Raw genomic sequence first — 14,462 nt, 5'->3', positions numbered from 1 at the left:
CCGCCGCGCAGCAGCAGGCCGAGCCCGAACAGGCGGCCAAGCCTGAGAAGCCGAAGGCCAAGGAGCAGCCCGCTGCCGAGCAGGAGCAGGGCGAGCCGGAACAGGCGGCCAAGCCCGAGAAGCGGAAGGCCAAGGAGCAGCCCGCCGCCGAGCAGGACCAGGCCGAGCCGGAACAGGCGGCCAAGCCTGAGAAGCCGAAGGCCAAGGAGCAGCCCGCCGCCGAGCAGGAGCAGGCCGAGCCCGAACAGGCGGCCAAGCCTGAGAAGCCGAAGGCCAAGGAGCAGCCCGCCGCCGAGCAGCAACAGGCCGAGCCGGAACAGGCGGCCGAGCCCGAACCACAGAAGCAGGAAAATAAGGCGTGCGATCCGCAGACTGGGGCGAACTGCTAGGTGTACGGGTACAGACTACGGGCACCGCGATCGTTCCACCGCGGTGCCCGCTGTAAGCCGAGCCTTCATTTCAGGCGGTGATTGCTGGGGTCGCAACCTCGCCACCCGGCGTAAGCCATCTTGCGTCGAACCAGCGGTCCGCCGGCCCGTCATAGGGCAGCCGCGTGATATCCCAGTGGCTGACGAAGCGCGCGTAGGCGTTCCACACCGGTGGACCGCCGCCGATGAAGACGACGCGGCCGGCAAAGCGCTGGAGCGTGTCCTCGGGATCCATGCTGGAGCGAACGACGACAAGTTTCCGATCCGCGCGAGCAAAATCCGGAACGCTCGCGATCGTCTTGGGACCGGCGAGCAAGACGTGTCCTCTGGTGAGGTCGAAAAATCGTGCGACGTCGGCGACGAACTCCGGCGACCGGTTGCCTTCCCAGGGAAGGCCTCCTTTGAGGCCGAGCTGCCCCGCTTGGCCGATGGCACAGACAACTCTAACGACAGTCTTTTTCACGAGTACTCCACCGATAGCCGGCCTGATCGCATTCGCAACGTTTGCACGTCATGCGGCGCCACCTGCTTTCGTAACCCAAAACGGCCTCGAACACCGCTCCCTTACTCCGCTGCGGTTGGCTGGTCCACCGCCTCGTTGAGGAGGTGGTTTTGAGTGTCGTCGTCGGCCGGACCATGGAATTGGCGCATTCAGGACGTGCGTCGATTGTTTCGCAACCCTCGAATTCAGCGCCGCAGTTTCGAGGACCTGTGCCTTGCTGCTCGCTTGACAGAGGACTTGTCGCGACCGCAAGGTCTCGTGATGCAGACGATTAGTTGGAATAGAATTGCGCGTGGTGCGGCCATCGGAACAATCGTGCTGATGATTGGCACAAATGTGCCTGTGCCCGCGCGTGCCGATGGCCCGCTCCTTCTCACAAGCCCGTCCCAGCCAGCTAATGTCGGCGACGCGATGCTGGCGGCCGCCAATTATCATGATTCCGGCGACTATGATCGCGACCTTGCCGCAGTAGCGAAGCAGGCAGGCGATTGGGTCGTCAAGCGCGCAACTGAGGTGCCTCGCCCCGCACTGGTGCTCGACATCGACGAGACGGCTTTGGCCAACTGGGAAGTGATCACGCGTGACAATTTCGGCCGCCCGATCGGCGGCGCCTGCGACATCGCAATCGACGGTCCCTGTGGCTGGGCCGCCTGGGACCAACTCGCGAAGGATCCGGCCATCGAGCCTGTCCTGGAGGTTTTCCGGCAAGCGCGAACGGCGAAAGTCGCAGTGTTCTTCATCACCGGACGTCCGGAGGACCAGCGTCATGCGACCGAACAGAATCTGCAATCGGCGGGCTATGCCGGCTATGAGCAACTTTATATGGTCCAGCCGGGAGCCAAATATGGTTCCGCCGCAGATTTCAAGGCACCCGTAAGAGCCGAAATCGAAAAGGCCGGCTACACGATCATTGCCAATGTCGGTGACCAGCCATCCGACCTGTTTGGGGGACACGCCGAGAAGCTGTTCCTGCTGCCGAATCCGTTCTACAGGGTTCGCTGACGGCCTGCACTGCGCAAGCCGGGACGCTAGGCTCCTTGCCGTGCAACCATCTGCGCTGCCCAACGAAATGCACGCTAACCTTCGCAGCATCACTGGGGAAGATCCAGAATTGGCGCATTGTGCCGTTTCGGAAGGCAGCAGATAATCTGCGATTGGATCGGTAGGCGGGCTGCATTATCTCTGGGCCCGTTCCGGGCCTGAACAGCACGGAGCTAATTCGCAGAATTTTGCCGTAGCAGAAGTTTCGGCGGATCGCCTGGAAAGGCAAATCATCGACTTCAAAGGGCAGGGTGCCGGCGATGCCTCCTCCACCTTCAACCTGCCTTAGACGTTCTGGGTGACGCTATGGCCGAGACCGTAGTCGTCATCCACTCGCCTTGTAGCATCCCACCCGAAGGGCGCGCTGGCTGAGTTCCGCCGCGTCCTGAAGCTCGGTGTGAGACTCAGATCCCGAGCACGCTGCAAAGGCATCTTGTCGGACAGAGGGGCTGGCTCCCGGTGCTGCCATCTGACGCGCGAGCCAGCGTGGCTGATCGCGGACGCCGGTTTCACCATCCAGCCCCAAGAAAGAAGGCGGGTTCCCGCGTGACTCCGGCAGCTCGGAATTCACACCGCGCGGGAAGCGCTCCCGGTGCTGAAACAAACGAAACACTTCGAGTTCGGCGCGGAAAAACGCCTGAAACAGCGATGGTTTAAATCCAATGGCACCGCTGCATCCCGCGGCGCCAATCAATGGAGTATTGCGATGTCGAGAATGCGAGCAGCTTACCACTCATTCCGGAGTTACCGGATTCACCGCATGGCGGAACGGACCCTTGCGGCAATGGACGATGCCCTCCTGAAGGACATCGGGATCAGCCGGTCCGAGATTGGCTTGGTGGTCCGCGGCTTGCAGCGCGGCCAAGAAGACAAGGCGGGCTGAAACCATGGCCGCCTTCTGGCGGCCTCCGCCGCCAATGCCCCGTCTGGCGGCCTCCGCCGCCAATGCCCATGAGACGGGCGATCCGCATTGCCAGGCCAAGGCGGCAGCGCGCTCAGGAGTAGAGGTAACCCATGCCGCGGATCGTCCTGATCACCTCGGGCTTCGAGGGATCGACCTCGATTTTCTTCCGCAGCCGCGAAACGCGAATGTCGATGCTGCGATCGAACGGATCCCACCCGCGGTCATGGGCGAGTTCGAGCAGTTGATCGCGGTTGAGTACGCGTCCGCGATGTTCGCTGAATACTTTCAGAAGCCGGAACTCCATCGGGGTGATCGCTATTTCGACCCCCTCGGTGTTGTATAATTTGTGTGCGTCCGGGTCGAAGCGGCACTTGCCGAACTGGACCTGATGAGGGCCCGGAGTACTCGCTTTCTCCGCAGTTCGTTCGCTCGCCGCTGTTCTGCGCAGCACCGCCTTGACCCGCGCCAGCAACTCCCGCAGGTCCACAGGCTTCGCGACATAGTCGTCGGCGCCAATCTCCAATCCGACAACGCGGTCGACGATTTCCGCCGATCCGGTCAGCATGATGATGGCAACGTCTGAGTGCTCTCGCAGATATCGCGCCAGAGAGAGGCCATCCTCACCTGGCATTCGGATATCCAATATGACCACATCGACGTGTTGGCTATTAACAACTTCACGCAGGGCAGGCCCCGCATTGGCCGGCGTCACGGCATAGCCATGGTGCTCCAAATACTCCGCCACCGTGTCGCGGATATCCGGTTCGTCATCGCAGACCACTATGTGTGCGTGCGTCGTCAAAATCGACCACCGAGCAACCAGCCTAATGGATAAGTTGTCTCTAAAGTGACGTGCAAATCAACGGGTCTGTCAAGCATTGTTGTTGACCAGATTTGAGACAAACGAACGGAGCTCGTTCGGTTTGATCGGTTTCTCAAGATAGGGCCGTTTCGCGGCGCGCAGGAACATCTGCGCGTCCGGACTGATCGTGTCCCCCGTCAGGAAGGCTAACCTGTCGAGTTCGGCCGGATGGAGCTTGGCAATCTGGTTGAACAATCCCCGTCCGTCCATATCAGGCATTTTCAGATCGCTCAGGATCAGCGCGAAAGTACGGTTCTTGAGGTGCAGCAGCGCTTCTTCGCCGGATCTGGCAACGGTGACGTTGAAACCATCTCGCCTGAGCACCTCAGCAACCAGCTCACCCACTTCCTCTTCGTCGTCCACCACCAGACAGGCAATGCCGGCTGAATTCGGGAGCTCGTCTTCGGCCGTTTCGGTTCCTTCGTCCAGACGGTCCGAAGCAGGCAGCGAAAGTATGAAGGTCGAGCCACCCCCCTCGGGGGACTCAACCTCGATGGTTCCTCCATGGGATTGAACGATCCGATGACAGAAGGATAGCCCGATCCCAGTCCCTGCCCCAATCTCCTTGGTCGTGAAGAACGGTTCGAAAATGCGGGGAAGTATCTCTTTGGGAATTCCCGGACCCGTGTCGGCAACGCTGACGACTATGTTGCCGGTTGCGGGATGAAGCCGCGTTGAAACCGTGATTGTCCGTCGTCCTTCCCAGCCGTGCAACGCCTGTTCTGCATTGACAAGCAAGTTGATCAGCACCTGGCCAAGCTGATCGGGATCCGCCCAGATCGGGGGAAGACCAGGTTCAAGATGAACTGAAAGCCCGATGTCCGACGATCGAATCGAATAGCTCGCCACTTCGACCGCTTCGGAAATAATATCATCGATGGCAACGTTTGAGGTTCGCGTCGGCTGCTGTCTGGCCATAGCCAGGAATGTCTTGACGATCCTGGCGCAGCGTTCGGCTGCCTTGCTTATCTTGTCGGCGCGTTCCACGACCTTGGCGTCGGTAGCGGTCTCCTTCAACAGCGATGCCAGGCCAAGCACCACCGAGAGCGGATTGTTGAGCTCATGCGCCACCCCTGCCAGCAATCCACCGAGCGCCGACATTTTTTCGTTCTGATGCAGCGTCTCGCGCTGCCGCTCCAATTCCTGCTGCATTTCGATACGGTCGGTGAGATCGTAGGCGTGGGAAACGATCACCTTCTCACCATGGAAATCGATCAGTCGAGACGAAATCGAGCACCAGCAGGTTCCACCGTCCTTGCGTTTGAGCTGGGTTTCGAAATCGTCGACCAGCCCCGTCGCGAGCAGCCGCTCGACGTATCGCCTCCGCTCTGAAGGATCGACATAATACTCGACGGCGCTGGTGACGTCGCCGAGCAGATCAACGGTGGCGGGGCTGCGGTAAAGCAGCTTCCCGTCATGCGCGCGGGTCATCTGGATGTTGACGGGGCAGGCTTCCAGGACTTTACGGACCAGTTCATCCGCTTCCTTGGCGGCCTCCTCGGCCCGCTTGCGCTCTGTAATGTCGACACGGGTGACCACGAACCCGCCTTCGCGGGTCGGACAGTTCGAGACGAAAAACCAACGCCCGTCCGTATGACGGAATTCCTGTTGCCGGAATTCGCGGCGGTCCCTTGCCCTCTCGGCAAGCCAGTCGTCGATCTTGTCGCGTGGAACCGGAAACTGGTTGCGCTCTGCGGTCACGCGGAGGAAATCGAACCAGTTCACCCCGGGAACGAGCACATCCGCGCTTATCGCGTGCATCTGGCGGTACCTGCTGTTGGCCAGCACCAGGCAATCGTTCCTGTCGTAGAGGGCAAACCCTTCGGCCAGAGATTCGATCGCGTCGATCAGCCGCTCGTTAGCCTTGCGCGTTTCTTGCTGGGCGGTGATCATGTCGGTGATATCAGTCGTGTTCGACACGATCACCTGCCTTCCCTGGAAATCGATCAGGCGAGCGGAAATCGAAGCCCAGAAGGCCTTGTTCTCGGTGTCGTACTGCTGGACCCGAAAATCATCGATCCTGCCCCTTTCGATCAGGGTGCGCTCCAACATTGCGCTATAGTCTGGATCGACATAATGGTCGGTTATCCGAGGACGGTCGGCGTAGAGATCCCTGGTAGCAGGATTGCGGTAGAGCGTTTCTCCCTCGAACGTGGTCATGCGTATCGGCGAAGGGCAGGCATCGAGCACCTTTTGCAGCAGTGTCGTGGCGTCGCGCTCGAATGCCTCGGCCTTCTTGCGCTCGCTGATGTCGGCACGCGTAACGACGAAGCCGCCAAGATCGGTGGGATGTATCGATACCGAGTGCCATCTGCCGTCGGAGAGGGGGACCTCGAAATGGGAATGGAACTCAATCCGGCTTTGGATCCGCTCGTCGAGCCACTCGTCCTCGCGCCCAACCGCATTGCGGAACACGCCGCGCTTGGCGGATTCGCGAAGGAGTTCGTCCCATTCCACACCCGGTTCAACGAGATGCCGCACCGGGTGGTTCAGCTCGCGGTAAAGGCTGTTGCACATGACCAGGCGGTGATCTTCGTCGTACAGCGCGAATCCTTCGGAGAGTGATTCAACGGCGTCTGCGAGCATCTCCCGCGCCGCGGCGACTTCGCCGTCACGCTTCTTCTGCTTGGTCACGTCGGCGATACCGGCGAGAACCACTCGCCGGCCCTGGAACTCGACGATCCTGAGATTGCCCGTGGCCCAGAACTCCTGGCCGTCGGGTCTTTTAAGGAGCACCTCGCAATTTTCGACGGCGCCCTTTTGCATGAGCTCCCGATTGATTTCCCGGTGTTTCTCGGGGTCGACAAAGTAGTCGCCGAGCCGCACCGTCTCACGTTGCGCCTTTTTGCTCCATCCAAGCAGCCGTTCGGCAGCATTGCTCTGGTAGATGAGTTCCCCCGAACTTGCGTCGTTCATCCATACCGGCAACGGGTGATGCTTGATCAGGAAACCGAACAGATCCTCGCGCTGCTTGCGTTCCGTGATGTCCAATACCCCGATGATGAGCGAGGGGTGTCCGCCGTAGACGCCGCGACGGCAGTTGGTCGAGCACCAGACGGCCGATCCGCTTGTGTTTCTGAGTTGGATTTCGTGATCCCGGACGATCTCGCTGTTGCTGGCGAGAGAACTGATTTCATCGAAATCGCCAGAATTCACGAAATGATCCGTCAGCAATTGCGGCTCGTTCGGCGTCCATTTTCGACCAAGCAGTTTTGAGGCATCGAGGCTTTCGTAGAGGATCTGCCCGCTTCCCGCGTCCACCACCCAAACCGGCAGCGGGTGACTGTCGGTGATGCAGCGGAATATCTCCGCGTTCTCCTGGTGCGCGATCTGCGCTCGCTTCATCTCGGTAATGTCGACGCTTACCAGGGCCATGCCGCCATCAAGCCGAGGATGTGCGGTGAGCAATTTCCACCGGCCATCCAATGTCTCGGCTTCAACTGGAGCGTTGTCGATTTGCGTCCATCGCGCCGCGGCGCTTTCAACGAATGCGTTGCCCGACTCGATGGGGCGGCCGTCGAAACTCTTTAGACGTGAGAGGGCTTCGGCGACGGCGGCAATGGCGTCCGTCGGCGCCATCTGGCCGCGGTCGTGCCGCCGGCTTCCAAATATCTCCGGATTGCTGTCGACGAGAACGTTGTTGGCGTCAAAAAGGGCATAGCCTGTGTGTGTTGATGGCACCGGATTATCAGGCCGCATGGTCGTTCCCTTTGTTCGCGTGATCCCGCGAGGGTGGATAATAGCCCCTCTTTGTTTCAGCACACATTCGGGCGATGCGTGATTTGTTTCAACTGTTTCGGCGCGTGGGAGTCATCGCCAGCGCTGACGTGAAAACGAAGCTCTATCCAATCCTTCGGAAAAACGGCCGAAACACCAATGGCCTGGGTTGCACGGCCGATATCACGGCTCGAGCAAACGACCCGGACCATAACCAGTCACAAAATTTCGCCTGTCATCCCCGTGGGGCGCGCTGAAACAAACGAAACACTCCCACCGCACCACAGAAAAACGCCTGAAACGAAGGCGGTGTAGGACAAGAAGAGCCGCAGATGCGGCAGATTCAACCGGCGAAGCGCAAATGTCCAGCGCCCAGGATGAACAATCTAGTCTTGGCGAGTGTCGACGCGTCTTGCTCTGAAACCTGAGGGTTCAATATGGATAAGCCAGTTACTTCGCACGATTTCCCCGACCGGCTCCTCGCGAGCCTTATTGACCAAAACCATCCGGCCTATGAAGAGGCTCGCGGGCTCTACAACGCTATGATCGACAAGCGGCCGCGCTGGATCGTCCCCTGCGCCGAGGCCGCCGACGTCGTCGCGGCAGTCAATCATGCCCGAGAGAAGCATTTGCTTCTTGCCATTCGCGGCGGCGGCCACGCCGGTCCAGGCTTCGGCAGTTGCGACGGCGGAATGGTCATCGACATGTCGCCGATGAAACGGGTCGATATCGATCCCAGGACCAGCATGGTCCGCGTCGAGGCCGGCTGCACCCAAGGCGATGTCGACCGCGCCACCAGCGCTCATGGGCTGGCGGTGCCGGCGGGCCTTGTCTCGACCACAGGCATCGCCGGACTGACGCTGGGCGGCGGCACCGGCCATCTGACGCGCAAACACGGCCTCACCATCGACAATCTGCTTGCGGCCGAGGTCGTGCTGGCCGACGGCAGCGTCGTGACGGCAAGTGAGGACGAACACCCGGAGCTGTTCTGGGCGCTGCGCGGCGGCGGCGGCAACTTCGGCGTCGTGACGCGTTTCACATTTCAGGCGCATCCGGCGAAGGATGTCTATGCCGGGCCGATCTTCTTCGACATCGAGCATGCCGCAGAGATCATGCGCTGGTACCGCAGCTTCCTGCCCGGAGCGCCGCGAGAGCTCGGGATGTTCTTCGGCATCAAGACGGTGCCCTCCTCCGACCCTTTCCCGCGCGAAATCTGGGGAAGGCGCGTCTGCGCGCTGATCAGTTGCTACAACGGCGCGGAGGAGGACGGCATCCGGGCGATGCAGCCCGTGCGCGACGCACTTCCCGGGCCTCTGATGGACGGTATGATGCAGATGCCCTTCGTCGATCTGCAGGCGCTGTTTGATCCGCTGCTGCCGAAGGGCTTGCAGTGGTACTGGAAGGGCGACTATGTCGACGAACTGTCCGATGCGGCCATCGCAGCCCATGCCGAGCACGGCTCGAAGACCCCGAGCGAGCTGTCGCTGATGCATCTCTACCCCATCGACGGAGCGGCCCAGGAAGTGGCTCCGGACGCTACCGCTTGGGGAGCGCGGCGAGCGCGTTGGTCCATGGTTATCGCCGGCATCGACCCCGACCCGACGAAGGCGCCGGAGCTGAGGCGCTGGGCAAGCGAGTATTGGGCCGCGGTGCACAAGCACAACCCGCATGGTGGCGCCTATATCAACTTCATGATGGATGATGAAGGTGAGGCGCGTGTACGCGCCGCCTACGGCGCCAACTATGAGCGGCTCGTCGCGGCCAAGCGCAAATACGATCCGGCGAACCTCTTCCGCGTCAACCACAACATCCGGCCGTAAGCCGAGGCTGAGCCTGTCCGTCCTTGGGTCGCGCCGAGGCGGACAGGCCTGTGGATCTGGAGCAATCGACCCGGACCACAACCATCCACAAAATGCGGCCCGCCCGTCGCGCGTGCCGCTGAAACAAACGAAATACTCCCACCGCACTACAGAAAAACGCCTGAAACGAAAGCGGTGTATGACAATAAGAACCGAAGACGCGGAAGATTCAACGGGCGAAACGAAAATATCCAGAGCCAAAGGCCAAACATCTAGTCTTGGCGCGGGTCGACACGTTTTGCTCCGAAACCTGAGATTCAAAATGCATAGGCCAGTTACTTCATACGATTTCCCCGACCGGCTCCGCGCGAGCCTCGTTGACCAAAACCATCCGGCCCATGAAGGGGCTCGCCGGCTCATACAACGCCATGATCGACAAGGGGCAGACGTCAACCCCGCTACGCGACGGCTGATCGGGAACAGCCGCCATTCGTACAGGCCGGGCTGACGCTGCCGATTGGTGATGATCTCGGCTGCCATTGAGCAGCCCACCGAACAGCGCACGAACGAGAGACCCTGCGCTGAACAACCTGCCGCCGCACATCCAGGAGGATTAGCGGTTGGTCGGTTTGCCCAAAGGGCATGAAAAGACGGCCTCATCGATGCGGTGCGGGGCACGGCGCGTTGAGGCCAAACGCTAACCCTCAAAATGGAGAATTGAAATGCTTAAGATCGTTCTTCCCACTGCCACCTTGCTGTTTGCCTCCGGCATGGCTTTTGCCGGCAGCGACCACTATGGCTCCGACTACAGCCATGGCTCCTTCTATCCGAAGACCGGTCACCATTCGATGGTGTCCGACAACGGCTACGCGGTCGACCCGAGCGGCACAGCGAGTGTCAACACGACCGACAGCGCACCGACCTCGGCAGGAAATTCGATCTTCGATATCCCCGCGCCTGGTTATGGCCGGGGGAACTGGGGGCGCTGACAACAGCGTTCGGCCACACGGTCGAGATTCGACTTCCAAGCGGCGGGCTCGCCCGCCGCTTGGAACCACCTCACGCCCCAGATCCTTTTCGATCTCGCACCGTGGGCTGGAGCGGGTTTGGTTGCGCAGCCCGATCGGGTGCGTTTCAGGAGAACTCTCCTCGGCCCAAGCTTTGAGAGCTGCATCATCATTTTAATCTGAAGCCGCGCCCAGTCGTGAGTAAGCACCGCCGCGCGCCACCAGTTCATCATGCGGACCTTGTTCGACGATGCCTGTATCGGCGACCACCACGATGCGATCGGCATTGCGGATCGTCGCCAGCCGGTGCGCGATCACCAGTGTCGTTCGGCCCTGCGCAAGTTCTGCCAGCGACTGCTGGATCTCCCGCTCGGTCTGCGTGTCGAGCGCCGACGTAGCCTCGTCCAGGATGAGGATGGTCGGGTTCTTCAGGAACATACGCGCGATTGCCAGGCGCTGCTTTTGCCCGCCCGACAGTTTGACGCCGCGCTCGCCGATGATCGTATCGAGGCCTTCCGGCAGCGAGGCGATGAGATCGTCGAGGCGCGCGCGGCGCGCGGCCTCGACGATTTCGCTCTCGACCGCGTCCAGCCGGCCATAGGCGATGTTCTCGCGGATCGTGCCGCCGAACAGGAACACGTCCTGCTGCACGATACCGATCTGGCCGCGTAACGGGGCCAGCGTCATGTCGCGATGTCGTTGTGGACGCCATGTCACACAGACGCCGGGCAGGCGCTCTGTGCTGAGTTTCAAAGGTTTGATGGCGCCGCGCGTGAAGGACCTGGCCTTGCTGCGGCCGCGGCTAAAACTAAACTACGATTGTCATGTTATCCTAGTCAGGTGCAGCGATCAACCTCCCGAATGCGGTCATCTGGCAATGCCACCGGGGCTCATCTGGACAGTGCGATCTCGGCCGCGATTGCCCCCTTCAGCCGAAACGGTTGGCGCGAAAGGTTGCAAGCATGGGGTGCGGATTGCCGGAGGCGATTTCTTTGGCAAGCAATTCGCCGACGATCAGTCCAAGCGTGGCGCCGCTGTGGCTAAAGGCGACGTGAAGATCGGCGACGGTCTCGACGGAGCCAAGCACCGGCTCGCCATCGCCGGGGATAGGCTTCGGGCCAACGGCGTAGGTAGCGAGTTGGAGCCGCGGATTGCCGTCGAGCACGGCACTAGCTTCGTCGAGCAGTCCTTTGACCGTTTTGTCGTGCACGGTGTAGGTGTCGTCCGAGTTGACCACGACTTCTTCCTCCGACCATGCCGAATCCAAAACAAGTGCGCCATCCGGCGTCGGGCGCACCGCCACGCGCGGCGTATTCAGCACGGCACGGAGGTCGGTCTTGATCGGTTTGGTCTTCAAGAGAAGTGAAATCGGCGTGGCGTCGGGGACATCGACTCCGATCTCCGCCAGCATGCAAGGCGTCGCTGGCCCTACGGCAAGGACGACTGCATCCGCCTCGACCGGCGCACCGCCAGCAGTGACGACGCCACGTGCGCGACCGCCTGTGGCAACTATCCGCACGCGTCCAGCGTCCTGAACAAGCTTGCCGCCGCGGGAGCGGAATTCACTGAGCAGAAGATCGATCAAAGAGGGCAGGTCAACCCATCCTTCGCCAGGATTGAAGATGGCGCCCTGCGGGGTGATCGCGCTGCCATCGATGCCGGGCGTCACTGCGCCAACTTCGGCAGGCTCGAGCAGAAGCGAGTCATAACCAATATCCTGCTCCAACTGCCACATCGATGCGATCTGGTTCGCCTCGTCATCTGCATCCCAGGTGAGGCCGCCGCCAAAGCGAAGCCACGATGCGGTTTCCGGCCTTGTGGCGGCCAGGGTCCGATAACGGTCGATGCCTGCAAGCCTCAAACGGTGATAGGCAGTATCCGCGCGTCGCGCTGAGTTCAGCCAGGAAAGTGAACGGCCGGATGCGCCGTTGGACGGCGCGCCGTCGTTAATAATGGTCACATCAAGGCCAAGGCGGGCGAGGTGCAGCGCGGTCGAGGTGCCAAAGATGCCTGCGCCGACAACGACGACATGACGCGGCTTTGGGGATGCAGTCATAGAGAAATCCTTCTACGCGGAAGATGGGCTGGGAGTGTGAGATCGCCGCACGCGCGGCGGGACTAGTAGTCCGACAGCTTCTTCATGTAGCGCCGGCCCTCGAGCATCGGCCGATCGCGCAAACCGGCCAGCTTGTAGGCAAAACGCCATAGAGTGTCGAAGAAGACCAAAGGCACGAGATACGGTTTGATGTGTTCGGACATACCGCTGAAGTCGAGTTCGGCTCCATCGAGCACCAGAATGTTTTCCCGGCTGCCGTACTTGATAAGGAAATCGCGGGCGCGTTCGGAAAGGCTCCGCGTCTCGTCCAAACCCAGCAAGACAATGAAGCAAGCATCCCTGTCCACCACTTCGAATGGGCCATGAAAGAACTCGTTCGCGTGTAATGCCTGCGAGTCGTACCACTGCATTTCCATGAGCACGCAGATGGCGTAGGAGTAGGCCGCACCGTAGCTGGCACCGCTGGCTAGTGTGTAGATTGCCTCTCGAGGTGCGAAGCGAGGGGCAAACGCCTCGAACCGGTCTGCGTAGGCCCGGTGCGCGCGCTCGATGGCCGGTTGAAGATGGCCCAGGGAGATCAGCAGGTCGTCGGTTAGCCCGACCTCCTCCCGAGCATCGATCAGACCGGCGAGCAGCATATAGAGGACGCCGTAATTGCTGTAGGCTGCATCGATTGCTTTGCCCGTCGTGTACGAAGCCTGGTAGGCAATCGGGTGATCGACCGCCCGCGCGAGGGGCGATGTTAGGTCGAGCGTCATGCCGATTGTCGTTGCGCCTCGCGCCCTGGCATGATTGGCCGCCCGCACTGTCTCCTTGGTGGTTCCTGTCTGCGAGCAAAGGACAACGAGCGTGTCAGGTCCCAACCGCCGCGGATCTCGGCAGACGAATTCATCTGCGTTGTAGCTGTCGCAGGCGAATGTCCCATTGTGGCGGTCGAGGAAGTATTTGCCTGCCATCATTATCGAGAGCGAGCCGCCGCACGCCACGAGAAAGAGATGCGAAAACTGCCTGCCCGCCGTGGCGTTCAGAGCGCGTTCTACGTCGGCTGGCAGGGCGGAAATCATGAGCTTCCTCGTCTCATTGACAGGGTTGGGGTCGGCGCGCAATTGACAGGTAGCAGTCATTGTGCGAACGTTATCACATCCTTTAAGCTGAAAGTCCTGCAATGGTCAAGATTGCCGCGATGGGCGATAACGTGGTCGATTGCTATTTTGATCGCGGCGAGATGTATCCTGGCGGAAACTGCCTCAATGTCGCGGTCTATGTGAGCCGCTTTGGCGGGCAGTCGGCCTATGTTGGAGCGATCGGAAAAGACCGGGCAGGGGACCTGATCTGCACCGCACTGGCGTCGGAGCGCGTTGACATCACCCGATTGCGGCGCCTCGAAGGGCCGACCGCTTATTGCCTCATAGGTCACCACAAGGCCGATCGGATTTTCCTGGATTTCGACCTCGGCGTTTCGATGTTCACGCCGACGCAAGAAGATCTGGATTTTCTCTCAGGCTTTCAGGCCGTCCACATCGGCCAGTCCAGCGGGTTAGACCCGTGGGTTGCCTCAGTATCAGGCAACACCCTGTTATCTTACGATTTTTCTACCCGGCGGGAACGGGAACACCGGCGCAAGATCGGACCTTATTGCTATCTGGCTTCCGTCTCAGGGGATGGTCTCGACGACAAGGAATTGGCTGCAATCGTATCCGATCTGCTTGCGTGTGGTTCAAAGTTGGTTTTGGTGACTCGCGGTCGAGCCGGCGCGGTGCTTCACGGAGGCTCGGTCTCCTACCACACTCCGGCTCGGCTGGTCGAACCCGTCGACACCTTGGGCGCGGGCGACACCTTCATCGCCCGAACGCTACTCGGCCTGCTTAACGAAGAGGCGCCTCAGGACATTCTCGGCCATGCCGCTGAGGCGGCGGCTGCAACCTGCCAGTACTACGGCGCGATCGGCCATGCGTCAGCAATAGATATCGGGAACATGACGCCCGAGATCCTCCGCGGGGCCCGGCACGCTCCACCCGTGAAAGCCGTCTAGCTGCGAAATTCCCCGGAACAATTGACGCGAGGAACGGACAATGCTAGGAGAAGTGATAACGTTCTCATCCACTCAACGAAACGCCGCCTAAGAGCGAAACGCCGCCTAAGAGCA

Annotated in this window: 11 protein-coding genes and 1 pseudogene; 6 read left to right on the top strand and 6 right to left on the bottom strand. The window is 60.7% G+C overall.

Annotated elements, in window-relative coordinates:
* Window positions 1–389 (top strand): annotated as a pseudogene (locus BQ8794_RS36105) (hypothetical protein); the annotation flags it as partial.
* Window positions 390–459: 70 nt separating this feature from the next.
* Here the strand turns inward: BQ8794_RS36105 and BQ8794_RS24630 are convergent.
* Window positions 460–891, bottom strand: a complete 432-nt coding sequence (locus BQ8794_RS24630) for a thymidylate synthase family protein (RefSeq protein ID WP_077381208.1) — start codon at window positions 889–891, stop codon at window positions 460–462.
* Between the two features lie 360 nt (window positions 892–1,251).
* Here BQ8794_RS24630 and BQ8794_RS24625 point away from each other — a divergent pair, with 360 nt between their 5' ends.
* Window positions 1,252–1,932: an HAD family acid phosphatase gene (locus BQ8794_RS24625; RefSeq protein ID WP_143744672.1), complete on the top strand. Its 681-nt coding sequence runs from the start codon at window positions 1,252–1,254 to the stop codon at window positions 1,930–1,932.
* A 631-nt stretch (window positions 1,933–2,563) separates the two neighbouring features.
* Complete coding sequence (locus tag BQ8794_RS37450) at window positions 2,564–2,854, top strand: DUF1127 domain-containing protein (RefSeq protein ID WP_077381206.1); 291 nt, start codon at window positions 2,564–2,566, stop codon at window positions 2,852–2,854.
* A gap of 112 nt (window positions 2,855–2,966) precedes the next feature.
* Here the strand turns inward: BQ8794_RS37450 and BQ8794_RS24615 are convergent, their stop codons facing one another.
* Window positions 2,967–3,677, bottom strand: coding sequence for a response regulator (locus BQ8794_RS24615; protein ID WP_077381205.1), 711 nt, complete (start codon window positions 3,675–3,677; stop codon window positions 2,967–2,969).
* Window positions 3,678–3,746: 69 nt separating this feature from the next.
* Complete coding sequence (locus BQ8794_RS24610; RefSeq protein WP_167378826.1) at window positions 3,747–7,418, bottom strand: PAS-domain containing protein; 3,672 nt, start codon at window positions 7,416–7,418, stop codon at window positions 3,747–3,749.
* Window positions 7,419–7,891: 473 nt separating this feature from the next.
* Between BQ8794_RS24610 and BQ8794_RS24605 the strand changes: the two genes are divergently transcribed.
* On the top strand, window positions 7,892–9,274 hold the full coding sequence (locus BQ8794_RS24605) for an FAD-binding oxidoreductase (RefSeq protein ID WP_077381203.1): 1,383 nt from the start codon (window positions 7,892–7,894) through the stop codon (window positions 9,272–9,274).
* A gap of 701 nt (window positions 9,275–9,975) precedes the next feature.
* A complete protein-coding gene (locus BQ8794_RS24600) occupies window positions 9,976–10,242 on the top strand; it encodes a hypothetical protein (protein ID WP_077381202.1) in 267 nt (88 codons plus the stop codon).
* Between the two features lie 192 nt (window positions 10,243–10,434).
* Here BQ8794_RS24600 and BQ8794_RS24595 read toward each other — a convergent pair whose 3' ends face one another.
* The 3 genes from BQ8794_RS24595 to BQ8794_RS24585 form a co-directional block, all read right to left on the bottom strand.
* Complete coding sequence (locus tag BQ8794_RS24595; protein ID WP_342188745.1) at window positions 10,435–11,022, bottom strand: ABC transporter ATP-binding protein; 588 nt, start codon at window positions 11,020–11,022, stop codon at window positions 10,435–10,437.
* 166 nt (window positions 11,023–11,188) lie between these two features.
* Window positions 11,189–12,316, bottom strand: coding sequence for an NAD(P)/FAD-dependent oxidoreductase (locus BQ8794_RS24590; RefSeq protein ID WP_077381201.1), 1,128 nt, complete (start codon window positions 12,314–12,316; stop codon window positions 11,189–11,191).
* A 62-nt stretch (window positions 12,317–12,378) separates the two neighbouring features.
* Complete coding sequence (locus tag BQ8794_RS24585; protein ID WP_077381668.1) at window positions 12,379–13,380, bottom strand: SIS domain-containing protein; 1,002 nt, start codon at window positions 13,378–13,380, stop codon at window positions 12,379–12,381.
* 101 nt (window positions 13,381–13,481) lie between these two features.
* Between BQ8794_RS24585 and BQ8794_RS24580 the strand changes: the two genes are divergently transcribed.
* A complete protein-coding gene (locus tag BQ8794_RS24580; protein ID WP_077381200.1) occupies window positions 13,482–14,348 on the top strand; it encodes a PfkB family carbohydrate kinase in 867 nt (288 codons plus the stop codon).
* Window positions 14,349–14,462 lie beyond the last annotated feature (114 nt).

The organism is Mesorhizobium prunaredense, assembly GCF_900156895.1.
Classification (GTDB): domain Bacteria; phylum Pseudomonadota; class Alphaproteobacteria; order Rhizobiales; family Rhizobiaceae; genus Mesorhizobium; species Mesorhizobium prunaredense.
Note: the sequence above shows the minus strand (reverse complement) of the source record. Positions and strands in the feature narration are given on the sequence as shown.